The sequence below is a fragment of the Asanoa sp. NPDC049475 genome (assembly GCF_040676915.1).
Taxonomy (GTDB): Bacteria; Actinomycetota; Actinomycetes; order Mycobacteriales; family Micromonosporaceae; genus Asanoa.
Genome location: NZ_JBFAPY010000007.1, coordinates 119,397 through 139,063 on the forward strand (window position 1 = coordinate 119,397; position 19,667 = coordinate 139,063).

16 protein-coding genes are annotated in these 19,667 nt (G+C 70.1%); 6 read left to right on the top strand and 10 right to left on the bottom strand.

The annotated features are described in order from the left end of the window. Window positions 1–2,545 precede the first annotated feature (2,545 nt). The gene (locus tag AB0J88_RS27855) at window positions 2,546–3,055 is read left to right on the top strand and encodes a GNAT family N-acetyltransferase (RefSeq protein WP_364350664.1); all 510 of its coding nucleotides are present in this window, start codon (window positions 2,546–2,548) and stop codon (window positions 3,053–3,055) included. Here AB0J88_RS27855 and AB0J88_RS27860 read toward each other — a convergent pair. Then, window positions 3,048–4,010, bottom strand: a complete 963-nt coding sequence (locus tag AB0J88_RS27860) for a D-alanine--D-alanine ligase (protein ID WP_364350661.1) — start codon at window positions 4,008–4,010, stop codon at window positions 3,048–3,050. The two genes, AB0J88_RS27855 and AB0J88_RS27860, sit on opposite strands and share 8 nt — an antisense overlap. Window positions 4,011–4,018: 8 nt before the next feature. After that, window positions 4,019–5,335 carry a PLP-dependent aminotransferase family protein gene (locus AB0J88_RS27865; protein WP_364350658.1) on the bottom strand — a complete coding sequence of 439 codons (1,317 nt, stop codon included), beginning with the start codon at window positions 5,333–5,335 and terminating at the stop codon, window positions 4,019–4,021. A 268-nt stretch (window positions 5,336–5,603) separates the two neighbouring features. Between AB0J88_RS27865 and AB0J88_RS27870 the strand changes: the two genes are divergently transcribed. Continuing rightward, window positions 5,604–6,260, top strand: a complete 657-nt coding sequence (locus AB0J88_RS27870; protein ID WP_090785979.1) for a GNAT family N-acetyltransferase — start codon at window positions 5,604–5,606, stop codon at window positions 6,258–6,260. A gap of 204 nt (window positions 6,261–6,464) precedes the next feature. Here AB0J88_RS27870 and AB0J88_RS27875 read toward each other — a convergent pair whose 3' ends face one another. The 7 genes from AB0J88_RS27875 to murJ all read right to left on the bottom strand — a co-directional run bounded on the left by AB0J88_RS27875 (window position 6,465) and on the right by murJ (window position 14,861). Then, entirely contained in the window at window positions 6,465–7,643 is a 1,179-nt protein-coding gene (locus AB0J88_RS27875) for an N-acetylmuramoyl-L-alanine amidase (RefSeq protein WP_364350655.1), read from the bottom strand. Between the two features lie 131 nt (window positions 7,644–7,774). Continuing rightward, on the bottom strand, window positions 7,775–8,098 hold the full coding sequence (gene trxA / locus AB0J88_RS27880) for a thioredoxin (protein WP_089250323.1): 324 nt from the start codon (window positions 8,096–8,098) through the stop codon (window positions 7,775–7,777). A gap of 99 nt (window positions 8,099–8,197) precedes the next feature. Next, window positions 8,198–9,151 (bottom strand): thioredoxin-disulfide reductase, encoded by a 954-nt coding sequence (trxB, locus tag AB0J88_RS27885; RefSeq protein WP_364350651.1) that lies wholly within the window; start codon window positions 9,149–9,151, stop codon window positions 8,198–8,200. A gap of 120 nt (window positions 9,152–9,271) precedes the next feature. After that, window positions 9,272–10,513 carry a hypothetical protein gene (locus AB0J88_RS27890; protein ID WP_364350648.1) on the bottom strand — a complete coding sequence of 414 codons (1,242 nt, stop codon included), beginning with the start codon at window positions 10,511–10,513 and terminating at the stop codon, window positions 9,272–9,274. Beyond that, window positions 10,510–11,223 carry an RNA polymerase sigma factor SigM gene (sigM, locus tag AB0J88_RS27895; RefSeq protein ID WP_364350645.1) on the bottom strand — a complete coding sequence of 238 codons (714 nt, stop codon included), beginning with the start codon at window positions 11,221–11,223 and terminating at the stop codon, window positions 10,510–10,512. Before sigM ends, AB0J88_RS27890 begins: the two co-directional genes overlap by 4 nt. 43 nt (window positions 11,224–11,266) lie before the next feature. Then, complete coding sequence (locus AB0J88_RS27900; RefSeq protein ID WP_364350642.1) at window positions 11,267–12,835, bottom strand: protein kinase family protein; 1,569 nt, start codon at window positions 12,833–12,835, stop codon at window positions 11,267–11,269. 292 nt (window positions 12,836–13,127) lie between these two features. Then, complete coding sequence (gene murJ, locus AB0J88_RS27905) at window positions 13,128–14,861, bottom strand: murein biosynthesis integral membrane protein MurJ (RefSeq protein ID WP_364350639.1); 1,734 nt, start codon at window positions 14,859–14,861, stop codon at window positions 13,128–13,130. 102 nt (window positions 14,862–14,963) lie between these two features. Between murJ and AB0J88_RS27910 the strand changes: the two genes are divergently transcribed. The 4 genes from AB0J88_RS27910 (at window position 14,964) to AB0J88_RS27925 (ending at window position 18,524) form a co-directional block, all read left to right on the top strand. Then, on the top strand, window positions 14,964–16,418 hold the full coding sequence (locus AB0J88_RS27910; protein WP_364350636.1) for a CCA tRNA nucleotidyltransferase: 1,455 nt from the start codon (window positions 14,964–14,966) through the stop codon (window positions 16,416–16,418). A 33-nt stretch (window positions 16,419–16,451) separates the two neighbouring features. After that, a complete protein-coding gene (locus AB0J88_RS27915) occupies window positions 16,452–17,000 on the top strand; it encodes a hypothetical protein (RefSeq protein WP_364350633.1) in 549 nt (182 codons plus the stop codon). A gap of 30 nt (window positions 17,001–17,030) precedes the next feature. Continuing rightward, window positions 17,031–17,510 carry a methylated-DNA--[protein]-cysteine S-methyltransferase gene (locus tag AB0J88_RS27920; protein ID WP_364350630.1) on the top strand — a complete coding sequence of 160 codons (480 nt, stop codon included), beginning with the start codon at window positions 17,031–17,033 and terminating at the stop codon, window positions 17,508–17,510. A gap of 123 nt (window positions 17,511–17,633) precedes the next feature. Next, on the top strand, window positions 17,634–18,524 hold the full coding sequence (locus AB0J88_RS27925) for a hypothetical protein (RefSeq protein ID WP_364350627.1): 891 nt from the start codon (window positions 17,634–17,636) through the stop codon (window positions 18,522–18,524). A gap of 57 nt (window positions 18,525–18,581) precedes the next feature. Here AB0J88_RS27925 and AB0J88_RS27930 read toward each other — a convergent pair whose 3' ends face one another. Next, entirely contained in the window at window positions 18,582–19,661 is a 1,080-nt protein-coding gene (locus AB0J88_RS27930) for an inositol-3-phosphate synthase (RefSeq protein WP_364350624.1), read from the bottom strand. Between the last annotated feature and the right edge of the window lie 6 nt (window positions 19,662–19,667).

Genomic DNA, 19,667 nt, shown 5'->3' on the forward strand with positions numbered 1-19,667 from the left:
CCGTCACGCCGGTTTCCGCCTAGCTCGATGCACAGGCGGCTCGCCGCCGCACCGCTGAGCCGCCATTGCTCTCGCACCGCGTTGCGCTACTCGATCTTCAGGTTTCCCGTGAAACATTGCTGGGCCGGGAGCACCGAACCCGCACTAGCGATCCCTCGTTCCTTAGCTGCTCTGCAGCGTTCGTCGGAGGCCTACACAACCCACGACGCGCTGACGCCCGCTTCTGGGTGTCGGTTCGCGACCTGTGGCCGGCGGTGCCGCGTCCAGGCTGGCCTGCGGCCAAGCGCGATCAAGAGCCCGGCCGTCGGCTGCGCCGTGTTTTGTCAGGTGCGCCTCCCCGCCGAGGCGTAACGACCCGCGACGCATGCACAGTTGGCCCTGCTTCCCACGCGCCGCGCGAGCCGCTCCCTACTTGACTGCGGTCGGGCATTCCGGGTGACTCGATTGCCGCTGTCGCAGCGCCGGTCCATCGCAAATTAGGAGCCGAAGTCCTCGGCGTCTTCGGACTCGAACCTGATTTCGGGCGAGTCAAACGTCTCGCGCCAGCGCCCACCGATGTGCCGTCGCCAGTCCTCAGCGACCCGCACAACGCCGGGACCACATCGGGCTGGGTCGTCGAAGCTGGCGCGCCACGGCTCGCGCTTGCCCGGTTCGTGGGCTAGTCAGCACACTCCTGACAGGTCAGGGCACCGGGGTCGCTCGCCTTCCGACGCCCGGCTCGCCGCAGCCGAACCACCACGACGTCGGACCATGGTTTCGAGCCGCCGGGCAAGAGACGCAACAGCAGTGCCGCTGCGCGTCGGCGACCGCGGTACCACGGAGGCGCCCAGGGCACGACGGACGGCGGCTATACGGTCGGCGGGCGATGCACGTGTGCGGCGGCCCGGCGTCACCGCCGACTCGCTGATCCCTGTCCAGCGACCACCACGGCTGATGCAGAGGCCGAGCACTCCACCGCTTTGTCCGCAGTCGCGCCGTGGTTCACGGGTCCGCCGGCACGAGTCAGGAGAGCCCCCATTTCCCATGGGAAACCAGAACGCAGAGCCCTCTTCTCCGCCGACTGCCCTCCTCTCGGCCGACGGAGTCGCGCGCGAGCCACTCCGGATACGGGCGGAAGCTCGGTATCGCGTCTTGCGGTTTCCCGTGAAACCGGCGCCTGCCTTGACCGGCCGACTGCGTCCTCGAACGCGGCGACTGCGCGCTCCGGGCCGGTCTCGTGCAGCCCGGCCGCGCTGCGGACAGAACTGAGCTCGTGAGCAATCAGCCGTCGCTGGATCGGCATGCGCGGAGCGGGCTATGCCTCGAGGCACTTGGTCGCGGGGCCGGGACGACTCCGGAACAGATTGAGCAACGGCATCAAGGCCCGGGGGCTTACTCGGCACCGCCGGACTCCCCCCCGCAGCGTTGTGGCCCTTAAGGCACGGCGATGCATGGCATCACAGCGCTGGGCCGAGCGGAATTATGCCTTGTTAGTGCGTGGTGGCGGAACCGTGCGCTTGAACAGCGGACGTTCAAGCGCCAAGGCGCCGGGTAGCGCTTGGTAGCGCCGAAGTCGACGGACGTGCTGGGGGCGACGGCGCTTCTGACGCGCTGCGGAATGTGCGACTGGCTGCGCTGAAGCCGGTCGCCAGGAAGCGCGGTGCGCCACCGACGAGGAACCCGACCGGTGAACATACGCTAGGCCGGCGGAACCAAAGCCTTTTGGTATGGCCCGGGGACAGCTTGCTCGGAACAGCGGACGTTCAATCATCAAAGGCACCGGCGTCCACCGTTCTGCGGTGACGGCCGAGCGGCATGGGAACGGTCGGGCCGTGACCACGCGGCGCTGGGTGGCGCTGACGGCACGGCGGTGCCCTACGACCGCCGCGTGCTAGCTGCCGGCAGAGCGCTCGTGACAAACAACCTCCGTAACGACAAGCAAGCGCGTGCCGAGCGGGCGGTGCCAAGGACCCCTGACCCATACAAGGCGCGGGCACGCGGTGCGGCAAGCATCGCGAAGCCAGCGCCGTCCACGGATGCCAGCCTTCAGGCTAGCTACGTCGCCCAGCCCCACTGAGGCCCGAAGTCGAGCGGATGGTCAGCGAGTGCCTCAGGCCGGACCTTCCTCTGCTCGTGCGAGCCCGCCCGCGTGGCCCAGAGCCAGACTCATCAGCGATCCGCGACTTCGAGCTCGCCCGGGCCGTCGCGGCGAGGAGGAGCGGGTCGACGTCGCCCGCGGGGCCGGGGTCGAGGCGCAGCTGGCCGCGACCCACGCCGAGATCCCGCGGCTGCACGCGTTTCCTCCGCAGAGCCGCTCAGCTCCCGAAGCCGCGGCATTGCCACTGACGCACCCCACGCATACAGCAGCCCCGCTGTCGCGGTAACGGACCGACACCCCAAGACCCAAAGCGCTCGCGTCCACACGAGCGTCGCAAGCCAAACCCGCAGCGGCGAAGAGGCGAGCCAGCGACGACCCGAACCCGCCGTCCCCGACCCGAGGCCACCTCTCCCAACCCCAAGCCAGAAAGATGTTTCACGTGAAACCAACCACCAACACAATGGCTAGGTGGGGATCCGAAGAGCGCAACGCGCCGACGTGCCGACGCTGCAGGCCATAGAGCGAGCAGCCGGAGAAGCGTTCCGCGACATCGGCATGCCAGAGATCGCCGACGACGAACCCCCAACCGAGGAAGACCTAGACGCCTACCTACAAGCCGGCACAGCCTGGGTGACGACCATCGACGACCACCCGATCGCCTACCTCATCGCCGAACCGATCGACGGCAACCTGCACATCGAGCAGGTTTCAGTACACCCAAGGCACGCTCACAAGGCCCTGGGGCGCCACCTCATCGACCACGCAGCCGCCGAAGCCGCGGCCAACGACATGCCAGCCCTCACCCTTACCACGTTCCGGGACGTCCCCTGGAACGCCCCGTACTACGAGCGGTGCGGCTTCCAACCCATCCCGGAAGACGAACTCACCCCAGGCCTAAGAGCCAAACGACAGCAAGAAGCCGACCACGGCCTCGACCGCTGGCCCCGCGTCTGTATGCGGCGACCGACGATCACCTGAGCGCCGCGCGTCCAGCCGCCCGAGAGACCATCGTCGCGAGGACCTTCCCGAAGTCCAGCCCGGCAGCCTGGATCGCCATCGGCAACAGCGACGTCTCCGTCATCCCCGGCGCCACGTTGACCTCGAGCACCTGCGGCGCCCCGGACTCGTCGACGATCAGATCGACCCGCGACAGGTCGCGCAGCCCCAACGCGTTGTGCGCAGCCACCGCGGCCTGAGCGACCGTCGCAGCGACAGCCGGATCCAGCCGCGCCGGCGTGTGCCACGTAGTCAGCCCAGCCGTATAGCGCGCCGCATAGTCGTACACCCCGTTGCGCGGCACGATCTCCACCGCGGGCAGAGCCTGCGGCCCATCCCCCAGGTCGATCACGGTGACCGCGACGTCCATCCCGGTCACATAGCGCTCCACCAGCGCAGTCGAGTCATAGGCGAAACACCCGACCATCGCCGCCGGCAACGCGCTCTCGTCACGGACCACCGCCGCTCCGAGGCCGGAGCCGCCCTGGGCCGGCTTGACCATCAACGGCAGCTGCAACCGCGACGCGATCCGCTCCAGCACTGCGACCGCACCGAGCTCCGAGAACCGGTCGTGCGGCAGCGCCACCCAGTCCGGGGTGGGGATCCCAGCCTCCCGCAGCACCGCCTTCGCTGACGGCTTGTCCCACGCCAGCCGCGACGCCAGCGCGTCACAGCCCACATAAGGCACGTCGCACAGATCGAGCACCCCGCGCAGCGACCCGTCCTCGCCGGTCGCGCCGTGCAGTGCGATCACGACGGCGTCCGGCGGATCAGACCGCAGCGCCGGCAGCAGCGCCACGTCGGCGTCGCGCTGTTGCGCGTCGATCCCAGCCGCGCGGAGGGCGTCGATCACCCTGCGGCCGGACTTGAGCGAGACGTCCCGCTCGTATGACAGCCCGCCGGCCAGGACGAGGACGCGCAGATCGGTGGTACCCATGGGTCAGATCATGCCAAGTCTGGGCCGGGAACGTCGGATCCGGCCTGCCCACGGCGGCGATTGGCGACCGCGCTGATCGCGCCGAACACCTGCCGCATGGCCAGGTCCTGCTCCATCACGCCCGCCAACCGGCGTACGCCCTCACGGATCCGCTCCGGCGACGGGAACGAGAAGTTGAGCCGCATGTTGCCGCCCCCGGTGCCGTCAGCGTAGAAGCCCGTGCCAGGCACATAGGCCACCCGCGCCGCTATGGCCCGCGGCATCATCGCCTTCGAGTCGAGCCCGGGCGGCAGGGTCGCCCAGACGAACAGGCCACCACTCGGCTTCGTCCAGGTCGTGCCCTCGGGCATGAGGTCGGTCAGCGCCTCCAGCAACGCGTCGCGCCGCTCCCGGTAGACCTCGCGGTACGTCTTGATCTGCTCGCGCCACGGCATCGTCGACAGATAGGTTGTCACCGCCGCCTGCGCGTACGCGCTGGGGCAGAGGATCTGCGACTCGGACGCGATCACCAGCTTCTCGCGCACCGCGTGCGGAGCCAGGATCCAGCCGACCCGCAGCCCGGGCGCGAACGTCTTCGAGAACGTCGAAAGGTAGAAAACCCCCTCGCGCCGACGCGCCCGCAGCGGCAGCGGAGCCTCGCCGTCGAACGAAAGCTGGCCGTAGGGGTCGTCCTCGACCACCAGCAGCCCGGCCCGCTCGCAGATGTCGAGCACCTGGTCACGCCGGGCATCCGTCAGCGTCACCCCGGCCGGGTTCTGATAGGTCGGGATCGTGTAGAGGAACTTCGCCCGCCGCCCGGACCGCGCGACCTCGGCGATCGCGGCCTCAAGCGCGGACGGAATCAGGCCCTCGTCGTCCATCGCCACGTGCACGACCTGGGCCTGCGCCGACTGAAAGGCCCCAAGCGCCCCGACATAGGTCGGCCCTTCGGCGAGCACCACGTCGCCGGGGTCGAGGAAGAGCCGTGACACGAGATCGAGGGCCTGCTGGCCCCCGACGGTGACAACGACGTCGTCCGGCGAAGCGCCGGAGCTCGCGTCGATGCCGGAGAGGGCCATCACCTCGCAGATCCGCTCGCGCAGCTCGAGGGTCCCCTGCCCGATCCCGTACTGCAGGGTGCTCGTGCCATGATCGGCGGCCAGGCTGCCGAGCATCTCGCCGACGGCGTCGAGCGGCAGTGCGGCGATGTAGGGAGCGCCACCAGCGAGCGAGACGACCTCGGGACGGCTGGCGACGGCGAACAGAGCTCGGATCTCCGATGCCGTCATGCCGCGAACCCGCCGCGCATAGCGGTCGGTATAGTCGTCGAGCGTCGTCCCGGTCATGCCCTACCTCACTTTCGGGCGCTGCGCTGGTTGGTTGATGGTAGACCGCGCACCGGCGAGCCACCTTCGGGTTACCGCAGGGCAGTCCATATCGCGGAACCCGAGCCCCCTCCAGCAGGTCAGACCCCTCGGACGCGCGATGTCCGACCTCTCCCCTCCTGCGCGGTTCCGGCGTACGATCGCTGGTTGGGGGCAAGGCGGGCCGCACGCGACATCCACCGTGCTCCGAAAGCCGTGATCTGGCAAACGAGCGGTTCGAGGTTCCGCAATGTCACGTCGTCTGGTCAGCCTGACTCTGGACACCCTGGAAGACCTGCCGCGCCCGTGCCGGCAATGCGTCTACTGGGAGCTCGACCCCGTCTCCGCCGAGCGCGCCTGCGCCGCCGGCGACCCCGGCCTGGAGAAGGAGGCGTGGGTCTCGCAGACCCTCCTCGAATGGGGCTCCTGCGGCAAGCTGATCTACGTAGACGGCATGCCGGCCGGCTTCGTCATGTTCGCCCCGCCGGCCTACGTCCCTCGCTCGATGGCCTTCCCGACCTCACCGGTCTCGGCCGACGCCGCCCTCCTGATGAACGCCCACGTGGTAACCGCCTTCGCCGGCGGCGGCCTGGGCCGCATGCTCGTCCAGGGTGTTGCCCGCGACCTCGTGAAACGCGGCGTGAAGGCGATAGAGGCGTTCGGAGACGCGAAGTTCGGCGACGCCCCCGAGGAGCCGGGCTGCCTGGCTCCAGTGGATTTCTTCCTGTCCGTCGGCTTCAAGACCGTTCGTCCGCATCCGCGCTACCCCCGCCTGCGCCTGGAGCTACGCACAGCGCTCTCGTGGAAGTCCGACGTCGAATATGCGCTGGAGAAGCTCCTCGGCTCGATGAGCCCAGAAAACATCCTCCGCCCAGTTCGCCCGGCAACCAGGGCAAGTCAAAGTTAGATCCAAGCGAGGAGCCAAAGGCAAGAGATGGTCCCGGGTCCGCCGGGGGCGCGACCGTTGCTCCCGCCGGGGATCGCTTCGCTTGCCAAGTCCGCGGCACACACCCTTAAAGGACCAAACCGAACCCCAAGACGTTGAGGGCGTCGCGTAAAGATCGACCGCGCTGATCGCCCCGTCCCCAGAAAACCCGACGACGGCCGTCAGCTAAAGCGCACCAGCCGCCAGCGCAGCCCGTAGCTCCCGCACGTCGATCGAGCCCGTAGGAACGTCCTGGTCGATCGGGTAGTACATCCGCTGCACCGCGGCCACGACCGCCTCGACGACATGATCCCGGAACCGCGGGTCGACCAGCTTCGCCCGGTCGAGAGGCGACGTCAGGTAGCCGACCTCCACCCGCACGGCCGGCATCTTCGTCAACCGCAGCAGCTCCCACGTCTTCGCGTGTGTCTGGCAGTTGCGCAACCCGGTCCGCACGACGATCTCGCGCTGCACCAGGCCCGCCAGCCGCTCCCCCACGGTCGACGCGGCGCCGTGGTCGGTGCCGTAGTGGTAGGTCGCCACCCCGTCGGCCTCCGGGTTCGCGTGGCCGTCGATGTGCAGCGAGATGAACAGGTCACCACCGAGCTCGTTGGCCAGCTGCGCCCGCTCCAGGTCCGTCAGCTCACCCGCCGGCGCCGGCCCTCGGGTCAGGTGGACCCGCATGCCGGCCGCCGCGAGGCGACCTTCCAGGCGCGCCGCCATGTCGTACGCCAGCTCCGCCTCGGTCCATCGCAGCTCACCCTCGGGCACCACGAAGCCCGTGTCCGGACCACCGTGGCCCGGGTCGACGATCACCGTCTTGCCGACCAGGTTGGGGCCGGAGTGCCGGAACGCGTCCGACTCGCGTAGCCATTGCGGGCGGCCGCCCGTGACCTTGCGGCCGAGCCGGCGCAGCGCGTGCATGGTCTGTGGTCCGCAGGCGCCGTCAGGGGCCAGCCCGACCTCACGCTGGAACTGGGCCACCGCGCGGGCCGTCCGGGCGCCGTAGACGGAGTCGGCGCGGCCGACGTCGTACCCCATCTCGAGAAGTCGTTCTTGCAGGGTTCGCACGTCTTCGCCGGTCAGCGGCTCCGGGATGGCCTGGTAGAGGGTGCGCGAGCCGAGCCGCCAGCGGGCCGCGACCAGCGCCCGCCAGGTCTCCGCGCCCACCGCGCCGTCGACGCTGAGGCCGCGGCTCTGCTGGAAGGCCCGCACCGCCTGCTCGGTGGCTTCGTCGAAGTCGCTCGACTCGAACTCCGAGCCCGACGAGGCGGCGTGTGCGCCCGGGATCAGCCCGAGGCCGACGAGGATGCCACGGATCTCGGTAACCGCGGGACCACGGTCTCCACGTCGGACAACACGCACGGACTACCTCCTCCGGGTGACACAAGCCGCGCTTCCGGAGCCTATCGTGGCCGCCTGGCCAGGGCCGGAAGGATCGTGAGACGAAGAACGCCCCCGCACCCTGGTGGATGCGGGGGCGTGTGACGCGTGGGTCAGAACGCGGCCTCGATGAGCTTGACCAGGTCACCCTTGGGTCGGGCGCCGGCTACCGACTGCACGGGCTCGCCACCCTTGAACACGGTGAGTGTCGGCACGGACATCACGCGGTACGCGCGGGCCGTCTCCGGGTTCTCGTCGATGTTGAGCTTGACGATCCGCACCTTGTCGCCCATCTCAGCGGCGATCTCTTCGAGCAGCGGCTCCACCTTGCGGCACGGAGCGCACCACTCGGCCCAGAAGTCGACGAGCACGGGCGTTTCCGCCTGCAGGACATCGTTGACGAAGTTGGCGTCCGTCACCGATTTGGTCGCTCCCACTTGAAAACCCTCCTCCGGGCCAACGAATGCTGAATCGAGTATGTAGTTTCCGGGAACGCCCGGCGGCATGTCGTGTCCGGACTCACGCCCGGCCGAAGATCAGACCTCGATCGCGGCGATGAAGCGCTCGGCGTCGAGGGCTGCCGAGGTGCCGGTGCCGGCGGCGGTGATCGCCTGCCGGTACGTGTGGTCGACCAGGTCGCCGGCCGCGAACACGCCCGGAAGGCTGGTGTGGGTGGTCGGTGCGGACACCTTGACGTACCCGTTCTCGTCCATGTCGACCTGCCCCCGGAAGAGCTCGCTGCGCGGGTCGTGGCCGATCGCCACGAACACGCCGGCCACCGCGAGCTCCTTGGCCTCGCCGTTGTGGACGTTGTGCAGCTTCACGCCGGTGACCTTGCCGTCCTCACCGAGCACCTCGGTGACGATGGAGTTCCACTCGACCTTGATCTTCGGGTTGTCCAGCGCCCGCTTGGCCATGATCTTGCTCGCCCGGAACGAGTCGCGGCGGTGGACGATCGTCACGCTGGCGGCGAAGCGGGTGAGGAAGCTCGCCTCCTCCATCGCGGAGTCGCCGCCGCCGACGACCACGATGTCCTGGCCGCGGAAGAAGAAGCCGTCACAGGTGGCACACGACGAGACGCCGTGCCCGAGGTATTCCTGCTCGCCCGGCACGTTGAGCGGCCGCCACGCCGAACCGGTGGCCAGGATGACCGCCTTGGCCCGGTAGACCGTCTCGCCCACGTAGACCGCCTGGGTCACGCCCGACCCGAGCTGCCCGCTGTCGACCAGCTCGACCCGGGTCACGTCGTCGGTCAGGAACTCGGCGCCGAACCGCTCGGCCTGCTTTCGCATGGCGTCCATAAGCTCGGGGCCGAGGATGCCGTCCGGGAAGCCGGGGAAGTTCTCCACCTCGGTGGTGGTCATCAGCGCGCCACCCGATTGCACACCCTCGATGACCAGGGGGTTCAGGTTGGCGCGGGCGGCGTAGACCGCAGCCGTGTAACCGGCCGGACCAGAGCCGATGATGATCAAGTTGCGGACGTCGTCCACTGCCGTCTCCCGAAGTTATGGCGTTGCTCGCACCAGGAAGAACGTCATGGTACGAGCCAAGGATTCCCGTGGGTGGACAACCTCACGCCGCGCGTCCGGTCTGTCCGGGGCTGTTACCGGTCACCCTACTCGGCTGCGGAACAGCTCGTCTGTGCCGCCCGGTCCGCAATCAGGGCCGACGGCCCAGCCCCAACGCAGCCCGGCGGAGTCGGTGAAGAACACGATCACAGCAGGGCGTCCCTGGTACGAGGAGAAGTCGGCGGCCGACACCGTGATCGGCCCTTGCCCATGCGCCTGAGCGATCGCGTCGACACACACGGCCAGCGCGGCCTCGGCATTGAGCCGAAGCAACTCGGGCTCGACCGACTTGGCGACTGCGCCTTCCGGCTGATCCTCCTCGGCCGACATCACCCCGGGGCTCTGTGCCTTCACCGAGGCGCGCGCCGAGGTGCCGCCGAACCCACCCGCGACGGCAGCACCGTTGTAGTCCCTGCCGGTGGCGAACCGCGGTACGGCCAGCGCAGCGCCGGCGGCGGAGTTCGGCGCCTGCGCCGCCGAGTCGGCGGCCCCAGCAGCCGTCTCCCCGCTCGTGCCGGTGCCGACGGACTGGTTGATCCACACCCCGGCGAACGCCGCCACGGCCACCGCGACGAGGGCCGGCGCGGCCCACGACAACCACCGCGGCCGGCGCCTAGCCCCGGCGGGCCGACCCGCAGGACCGGCCGCCGCCCGCCGCCCGCGGGGAGCCCGGACACCATCTCGCACGGCCCGACTCCGACTTCCCGGGCCAGCAGTCTCCGCGCCGGCAACCTGCTCGGTCGGCTCCCCGCCCAGGACCGTCTCCGTCGGCGGCAGAGCGGCCCGCTCTCCACCCGCAACCTGCTCGGTCGGCGGCAGTGCGGCGCGCTCGGTGCGAGTGACCGCCTGCTCGGCCGAGGGCAGGGCGGGGCCTTCAGCGCGAGCCACCGTCATTTCGGCCGGGGGCAGCGCGGCCCGCGCGGCGTTCTCGATCTGGTCGGTCGGCGGCAGAGCGGTCGCTGGTTGCGCGCCTGCGGCCTTCTCCGTAGGGGGCAGTGCTGTGTCGACGACCTGCTGGGTCACGGGCGTCGCGTCGGCCGTCGGCAGTGCGGCCAGCAGTCGGGTCAGCACCGCGTCGGGCATGGGCTCGGCGGTCTGCTCCGCGAACGTGGCCAGGTCGTCGGCCGTCGCTTCGAGCGCCGCCAGAAGCAGATCGTGCTCCTGCGACCACGCCACATCGGTGGCCACCAGGGACGCCACCCGGTCGTGCTCGGGAGTGCCGTCGAGCGCGCCGCCGACGTAGTCGGCCAGCAGGTCGAAGTCGACCTCGACAGGCTCGCTCATGACACCCCCTCCCCGCTGTTGTCAGGCACCGGGCCGCCCGACACTGATCGGACGTCACCGCCGCTCGACCGGTTCCGTGCGGTGGCCGACGCCACGCCACCGCCAACGCCGCCGCCACCGGACCGCAGGTGCCCCAACAGCATCGCCAACCGCGCCCGGCCCCGCGAACACCGACTCTTCACCGTGCCCTCGGCGACCCCGAGCAACACGGCCGCCTCGGCCACCGGATAGCCCTGCACGTCGACGAGCAGCAACGCCGCCCGCTGCTCCTCGGGCAGCCGAGCCAGCGCCTGCCGCACGACCAGCGCGGTGTCGTGGTCGGTCACCGGCGCCGCCGGTTCGACGCCGCCGGGCCGGTCGGGGTCGCCGTGGCCGTCCGGCAGCGGGACGGTCGGGTGCGCCTGGCGCCGGCGGATTCGGTCCAGACAGGAGTTGACCACGATCCGGTGCAGCCACGTGGTGACCGCCGCGTCGCCGCGGAACCGCGGTGCCGCCCGGTGCGCGGAGAGCAGCGCGTCCTGAAGGGCGTCGGCCGCGTCCTCCCGTTCGCCCAGCGTGCGCAGGGCGACGGCCCAGAGTCGGTCGCGATGCCGGCGGAACAGCTCCCCGAACGCTTGCGGGTCGCCCGCGACGTGGGCGCGCAGGAGCGCCTCGTCGTCGCGTGCGTCGAGGGGTTCGAGGTCGGCGGGGTCGCGCCGGCCGGCTGTCACGGCTGCACCTTATCGTCGCGGCGCTATCCCCGCGTGGCCCTGCTCAGCCCCGTGCTTGGACCGTGATCTCCTGGATCTCGAGCCGCATGCGACCGTCCGGCGTGGTCGGCAGCTTCGTGAACCAGATCAGCAGGTACTGGTGCTTCACGTCCGGCGGGAACCCACCGAAGGTCAGCGTGGTCGCCTCGTGGTTCTCGATCGGCTCGCCGATGCGGGTCTTGTAGTCGGCAATGATCTTCCGGTCACCCGTGCGGGTGCTGCCGGAGTCGCCCTGGCCGCTGAACAGCTCGGCCGACGCGCCGGTCGCCGACAGGTTGACCTGCACCGAGCTGACGTCGGTCGGCTCGGCGAACTTGATCAGGACGCCCATGCCGGACTTGTCGCCGAACGGCAGGTTCCTATAGGTGTCGCTCTCCCAAGCCGTGTCGCGCTTGCCGTCGACCATCAGGGCGGCGTCGCCGAGCTCGGTGCGGTCGCCGTCGGGGTCGACGATGCGGACCTGGTCGCGGGTGAGCGCGACGGTCTTCGGCGCGGGCGGAGCGGTGCTCTCGCCCGCGGGATCGGTGGTGGCGGTCGCGGCGACACCCGGCCCGGGTGCGGCACCGTCGTCGGGGCCGCCTCGGTCGGCCAGCACGCTGATGCCGATGAGCAGGCCCACGGTGGCGACGACCAGCAGGCTGGCCACACCCAGCACCAGCTTGCGCCGGGTGGCCGGCGGCTGGTCGGGCAGGCCATCCTCGACGGCGGAGAAGCGCAGCGGACCGGCGTCGACGATGAACGGCTCGTCGGCGGCCACGTCGAGCCGGTCGAGCTCGGCGGCCAGCACGTCGGCCGACGGCAGCGCCAGCCGGTCGTCGAGCAGGTCCATGGTCAGGTCGTCTAGGTAGGCGGGCACGCCGGCGCGCACCATGCGCGGCGCGGCGATCGCCCCGGACCCGTCGCGCACCGCGTCGGGCAGCGAGGAGGGGCCGACCTCGGCGTGCGGCCAGTGGCCGGTCAGCGCGAAGTAGAGGATGCCGCCGATCGCGCGGACGTCGGTGTCAGGGGTGTCGCCCTCGGTCGCCCGGGCGTCGGCGAGCACGACCCGGGAGTCGTCGCCGACCATGACCGTGCCGGGGTGGACGTTGCCGTGGACCATGCCGGTGGCGTGCACCGCGGCGACCGCGCTGGCCACCGAGTGGGCGATGGAGGTCGCGCGCTCGGCGTCGAGCGGCCCGTCGACCACGAGCTCCCGGAGCGCTTCGCCGTCGATCCACTCGCGCACCACGTACGCCCGGGTGTCTTCGTCGATCGCGTCGTAGACGCCGGCGAGGTTCGGGTGGATGACCCGGCTGGCGGTGACCGCGGCCTGGAGCATCTCCTGTGCGGAGTCGCCGCCGGGATAGCGCAGCACGACGGCGACGGGGCGGCGGAGCACCACGTCGACGCCTTGCCAGACCTGGCGGCCCGCGGCGTCGTCGTTGATGTGCTCGGCCAGCTCGTAGCGGTCCGCGAGGACCTCGCCGACCCTCGGTGCACCGACGGTCAGCACGGGAGGTGTGGCCTCTTCGGCCTCCTGGCCCTCGCCGACCTGGGTCACCGGTCCTCCTTCGGTGCTGTTCTCGCTCGTCATGCTGACTCGCTCGCCGTCTCGCAGTCACCCGGGGCAGCGCGCTGCGCCCCGTGTGAAGAACCGAAGGGCGGTGCCACCTCAATAGCGTAGGGGCTCGGCGCATCTGTCGGGAGCGACCTTACCTGGGACCGGCCACACCTCCACAGGCCCTGCTCCCCCGTTGGCAGCGCCGGATCCGGCCCGTTGAGCACTGCAAACGCCCGCAAATCAGCCTTTGCGGCGACATAGTGAGAACCCGAAAAACGTACGATTTCTCGTTCGGCGCGTCGCGGACCCAAGGCCGCGACCGGGTTCAACGCGCGAGGCCGAGCCGCCGCTGGATCATGCCAACCACGCTGGTCACCTCGGTGATCCGCAGCGCCATCGCGAGCCCGAGGTAGCTCAGGCAGATCGCCGCGCCGCCGACCGCCAGCCGGGCGATCGCGATCATCCGGTCCGCCGAGTCGCTGTCCGGCAGGAGCAGCAGCACGAGGTAGCCCACGAGCGCCGCGCCGACCGCCGCGACGAACACCTTGCCGAAGGTCTTCATGATCCGCCCGGCCCCGATCGGTCCGATCCGGCGGCGCAGCAGTATCGCGAACACCACCGCGGCGGCCACGTACGACACCGCGTTGCCGAACATCAGGCCGGCCGCGACGGTCGAGGTGGACAGCACCAGGAACAGGCCCACCTGCACGATCACCCGCAGTCCGACGACCGGGATGTTGACCAAAGCCGGCGTGCGGGTGTCGGGCAGGGCGTAGAAGGCGAAGGTGAAGAGCTGGCTGATCGCGAACGGCACCAGCGCCAGGGCACCGGTGGTCAGCACGACCCCCGTGTCCGTGGCGTTCTTCCCGGTGAACGCGCCGTAGTGGAACAGCACCACGGAGATCGGGTACGAGAGCACGGCGTAGCAGACCGCGATCGGCGCCAGCACCGCCGTCACGGTGCGTGTTCCACGTGAAACATCGTCGGCGAAGTCCCCGAACCGCCCCTCGGCCGCCGCAGCGCTCATCCGGGGCAGCAGCGCGGTGATGATCGAGACGGCGATGATCCCGTGCGCGGTCATCACCAGCAGGAAGACGTTGTTGTAGATCAGTGGGCCGGGGTCGCCCTTGTCGCTGGCCGCGTTGGCCAACTTGAAGACGACGATCAGGCCGAGCTGGCTGACCGCGACGTAGCAGAACATCCAGCCACCGAGCCGGGCCAGCTCGCGCAGGCCGAGCTCGCGCCACTGGCCACGCCAGCGGTAGTGGAAGCCCACCTTGCGCAGCGCCGGGACCAGCCCGGCGACCTGGACGATGATCCCGAGCAGGGTGCCGCCGCCGACCAGCAGGATCATCGTGGCGCTCATGTCGCCGGTCTTGAGACCCTCGCGGGCTCCGTACACCGCGATGAACAGACCGAACGACGCGATGACGATGATGTTGTTGAGGATCGGCGTGAACATCGGGGCGGCGAAGTGCCCCCGGACGTTGAGGATCGCGCTCATCAGTGCCGACAACCCGCTGAAGAAGATCATCGGGAGCATCAGCAGGGCCAGGATGTTGATCAGATCGCGCGTCTGGTCGGGTGTGTCTCCGCTGATGTAAAGCAGCGTGAGCAGCGGCGCGGCGAGCACCGCCAGCACGGTCGCCACGAACAGAGCGACCACCGCGAGGCTCAGCAACCGCTGTGTGTAGAGCTCACCGCGGTCGTGGTCGGTGTCCCGCCGGCGGACCAGCACCGGGATCAGCACGCTGGTCAGCACGCCACCCAGGAGGAACTCGAACACCATGCCGGGCAGGATCTGGGCCGTCGTGTACGCGTCGCCCACCGCGACACCGAGCGCGGCCGAGATCACGAGCGTGCGCAGGAAGCCCGTACCCCGGCTGACGAGGCTGCCGACCGCCATGACCGCGCTGTTGCCGGCGGCGCTGCCACCCTCGGAGGACGGCTCTTCGATAGCGGGTGGCCCCGCCGGGGGCGGTATGTCGACCGGATCGGCTCGGACAATGCCGTCGCCACCGTGCGCGGCGTGCGCGCTGCGGTAAAGGCCGCTGCTCACGGGACCTCCAGTCGAGGATGACGACGTACGCCCGACCCTAACCTGGACAACCCTGCCCCACGGCGTCGGCGACCCCGGACAGACAGATAGGCTGGCGGTCCCATGTCCGGAACATCCTCCTCCCGCCGCCTCAGCCAGGCTCAGGAGACCGCCGTGGCGGAGCTCATCCGCGTCTCGCCGGTCGCTGACGAGCTGGGCCGCCGGTTCGCCAAAGCCGGCCACGAGCTCCACCTGGTCGGCGGTTCGGTGCGTGACGCACTGCTGGGCCGGCTCGGCAACGACCTCGACTTCGCGACCGACGCCCACCCCGACCAGACCCTGGCGGTGCTCAAGGGCTGGGCGGAGGCGACCTGGGAGACGGGCCGCGAGTTCGGCACGATCGGCGCCCAGCGCGACGGGCTCCGCCTGGAGATCACCACGTTCCGGGCCGACGTGTACGACGGAGTCAGCCGCAACCCGGTCGTCCAGTACGGGTCCAGCCTGGCCGAGGACCTCCGCCGGCGGGACTTCACCGTCAACGCGATGGCCGTCAGCCTCCCCGACCACGTCTTCACCGACGCGTACGGCGGCCTCGACGACCTGGCCGAAGAGGTGCTGCGGACGCCGGGTACGCCGGAGCAGTCGTTCGGCGACGACCCGCTGCGGATGCTCCGGGCCGCCCGGTTCGCCGCGCAACTCCGCTTCTCGATCGACCCCGGGGTGCGCGCGGCGATGGTCGCGATGGCCGCCGACCTCGACCGGATCACCGCGGAGCGGATCCGCGACGAGTTCACCAAGCTGATGTGCGGCGTCGACCCGGTCTACGGCCTGCGCGTGCTGGTCGACACCGGGCTCGCCGACCGGTTCATCCCCGAGATCTCCGGTCTCAAGCTGGAGATCGACGAGCATGCCCAACACAAGGACGTGTACGAGCACACGCTGATCGTGGTCGCCAACGCCGTGCGCCTGGAGGGTCGCGAGGGTCCCGACTTCGTGCTGCGGTTCGCCGCCCTGATGCACGACGTAGGCAAGCCGGCCACCAAGGCGGTCTCCTCCGACGGCCGGGTCAGCTTCCACCACCACGAGGTGGTCGGCGCGCGGATGACCAAGCAGCGCATGAAGGCGATGCGCTTCCCGAAGGACGTCACCGCCGAGGTGGTCGAGCTCGTGGCGCTGCACCTGCGCTTCTACGGCTACGGTCGGGGCGAGTGGACCGACTCCGCGGTGCGTCGCTACGTCACCGACGCCGGGCCGCTGCTCTCCCGCCTGCACAAGCTGACCCGCTCCGACGTGACCACCCGCAACCGGCGCAAGGCGGCGCAGCTGGCCGCCGACTACGACGCGCTCGAGGAGCGGATCGCCCGGATCGCGGCCGAGGAGGACCTGGCTCGGGTCCGCCCCGACCTGGACGGCAACGCGATCATGGAGCTGCTCGGGGTGCCACCCGGGCCGGTCGTCGGCCGCGCCTGGCGGCACCTCAAAGAGCTGCGGCTGGACCAGGGTCCGCTCGACCGCGACGAGGCCGAGGCCGAACTGCTGCGCTGGGCGCGGGCCGAAGGCATCATCGCTCCTGAATGACAGCGGCCGGCCGCGGTCGCTACGGTCTCGGGCATGCAGAGCGTCGCGCCGCGTTCGTACCGGGTGCCGATCGTGGTGCTCTCGGTGCTGCTGTTTCTGCTGGTCGGCGCGATCGTCGTCGTGCAGGCCTCGCGGGCCGGCGAACGGGCGGCGCTGCGCTGCGCGGTCGGTGAGTGGGACGTGACCAGCTACCGCGAGGAGGTTCCGGTCCCGTCGTTGTCCGGCCCGGTGGTCTTCACCGGCGGTGCGGGCACGATCCTGCGGTTGCGCGACGACGGCACGGGTGAGACCGACTACGGCAACGGGGTCAGGTTCACCGCCCAGGCGCCCGACGGTCGGCCGATCCGGCTGGAGGCCACCGGGCCGGTGCGCTTCCGCTACGAGCTGCGGCCCGGTTCGATCCTGGTCACGCCCGCTGGCAACGACGCGACCAGCCAGTTGTTCTTGAACGACACGCCCTACGGGTCGCCGACGAAGTTCCGCGACGACCCGGCGGAGGGTCGGTCCTACCGGCTCGCGTGCGCCGGCGACTCGCTCAGCCAGGACGACGGTGTGCTGGTCGTCAGCTACCGCCGGCGCTGAATGTCGTACCCCCGAGGTTGAATGGGTGTCATGAGGTGGAGTGTCGTCGACTCGCCGGTCGGCCCGCTGTCGTTGGCGGCTGACGACGCCGGGCTGTGCCGGCTCAACTTCGGTGCGATCGACGGTGTCGAGCTCACGCCGCCGGCCGGTGTGCTGGCGGCCGCGAGCGAGCAGCTGGCGGGCTACTTCACCGGCGAGCTCACCGACTTCGACCTACCGCTCTCCGTCCAGCGCGGCTCCGAGTTCGAGCGGGCGGTGTGGCGGCGGATGACCACCATCCCCTATGGCGCGACCGAGACCTACGGCGAGGTGGCGGCGGTGGTCGGCGATCCGGGCGCGGCCCGCGCCGTCGGCGTCGCCTGCAACCGCAACCCGATCGCCATCGTGGTGCCGTGCCACCGCATCGTCGGCGCCGGCGGCAAGCTGGTCGGCTTCGGTGGCGGGCTACCGGCCAAACGCTTCCTCCTGGAGCTCGAAGCCGGCGTCGCCTTGCGTCAAGCCTGGGCTTAGCACAAGATCAACCAGCTCGCGGTCGAAGGACGAACCGATCGGTCAATGGCGATACTCGGGTCGCCCTTGGATGATCCATCAGTCTTTCCACCCTCCTACAGCTGATAGACGGGGGAACCACCCATGTCCACAGAGACACCTGACTCCTCCCTGGGCCGCCGCCGCCTGCTGCGTCGCGCCGGCACCGTGGCCGCCGGTGTCGTCGGTGCGGGCGCCGTGAGCGCCGCCGTCGCCGCCCCGGCCCAGGCCTCGCCCGGCGACCCGGTCGTGCAGGGCATCAACACCGGCGAGGGCACCGACCCGATGGTCACGCTCGAGAACCTCGAGGGTCCGGCGCTGAACCTCGCGCCGTCGGGCGAGATCGCTCCCGACGCTCCGGTCGGCTCACTTCGCGTCGACGGCGCCGGCAACATCTGGACGCTGGCCGTGCCTGGCCTGCCGGAGATGGTGCACACCTCGTTCACCGCGACCCAGCTCGTGCCGATCATCCCGCAGCGGGTGCTCGACACCCGCAGCGCCGCGGGTCGCGCCTACGTGATCAACCAGGCGGGCAACTTCGACTCGGCGGGCCGCCTGCTCGCTGGCAAAACGATCCACCTCTACATCGGCGACCTGGCGTTCAACGCGGTCGCCCTGCACGGCAACCTGACGGTGACCGGCGCCCTCAGCGACGGCTACCTGACCATGTGGCCCGGCGGCGCCGCTCGCCCGGCGACCTCGGTCATCAACTACGCGGCCAGCACCAAGCTGACCGCGCTCGCCAACCACGTGGTGTCGGGCATCGGCTCCAACGGCGACACCCCCGACGTGGTCTCCATCTTCAACAGCGGCAACGCCGCGCACGTGCTGCTCGACATCAGCGCGTTCACGATCATCTGGGGCTTCGGCGGGGTCAACCCCGACGCGATGGCCCTGAGCGCCGCACCGTCGGCCGCGCGCGCCAGCAAGGCCGCGGCGGCCAAGCCGCTGTCGGGCCTGGCCAAGCGTTCGGGCAAGCCCAACTGGGCCAAGTAAGACGCGAGAAAAAGGGCGGGAACCCTCGGGGGTTCCCGCCCTTTCGCGTGTTGCGGGTCAGCGCTCGACGTCGCCGCGGATGAACGACTCGACGGCGTTGTGCGCGTCGTGGTCGGCGTACTGCACCGGCGGCGACTTCATGAAGTAGCTCGACGCCGACAGGATCGGACCACCGATGCCCCGGTCGAGGGCGATCTTCGCCGCGCGGAGCGCGTCGATGATGACGCCGGCCGAGTTCGGCGAGTCCCAGACCTCGAGCTTGAGCTCGGCGTTCAGCGGAGTGTCGCCGAACGAGCGGCCCTCGAGCCGGATGTAGGCCCACTTGCGGTCGTCGAGCCACGGCACGTGGTCGGACGGGCCGATGTGCACGTCGCTCTTGGACATCTCGTGCGGCACCTGGGACGTGACCGACTGGGTCTTCGAGATCTTCTTCGAGACCAGGCGGGTGCGCTCCAGCATGTTCATGAAGTCCATGTTGCCGCCGAAGTTGAGCTGGTACGTGCGCAGCAGCTCGACACCGCGGTCCTCGAACAGCTTGGCCAGCGCGCGGTGGACGATGGTCGCACCGACCTGGCTCTTGATGTCGTCGCCGACGATCGGCAGGCCGGCGTCGGTGAACTTCTGCGCCCACACCGGGTCGGACGCGATGAACACCGGCAGGGCGTTGACGAACGCGCAACCGGCGTCGATCGCGGCCTGCGCGTAGTACTTGTCGGCCTGCTCGGAGCCGACCGGCAGGTATGCGATCACCACGTCGACGCGGGCGTCGCGCAGCGCCTGGGCCACGTCGACCGGCGCCTGATCCGACTCTTCGATGATCTCGCGGTAGTACTGCCCGAGACCGTCGAACGTCGGGCCACGCTGGACGAGAACGCCGGTCGGCGGCACGTCACAGAGCTTGATCGTGTTGTTCTCGCTGGCGACGATCGCCTCCGCGAGGTCCATGCCGACCTTCTTGGCGTCCACGTCGAACGCCGCGACGAACTCCACGTCGGATACGTGGTAGTCGCCGAAGGTGACGTGCATGAGACCCGGGACGCGGTCGTTCGGGTCGGCGTTGCGGTAGTACTCCACACCCTGGACCAGGGACGAGGCGCAGTTACCCACACCGACGATGGCGACGCGGACGGAGCCCATCGCGTT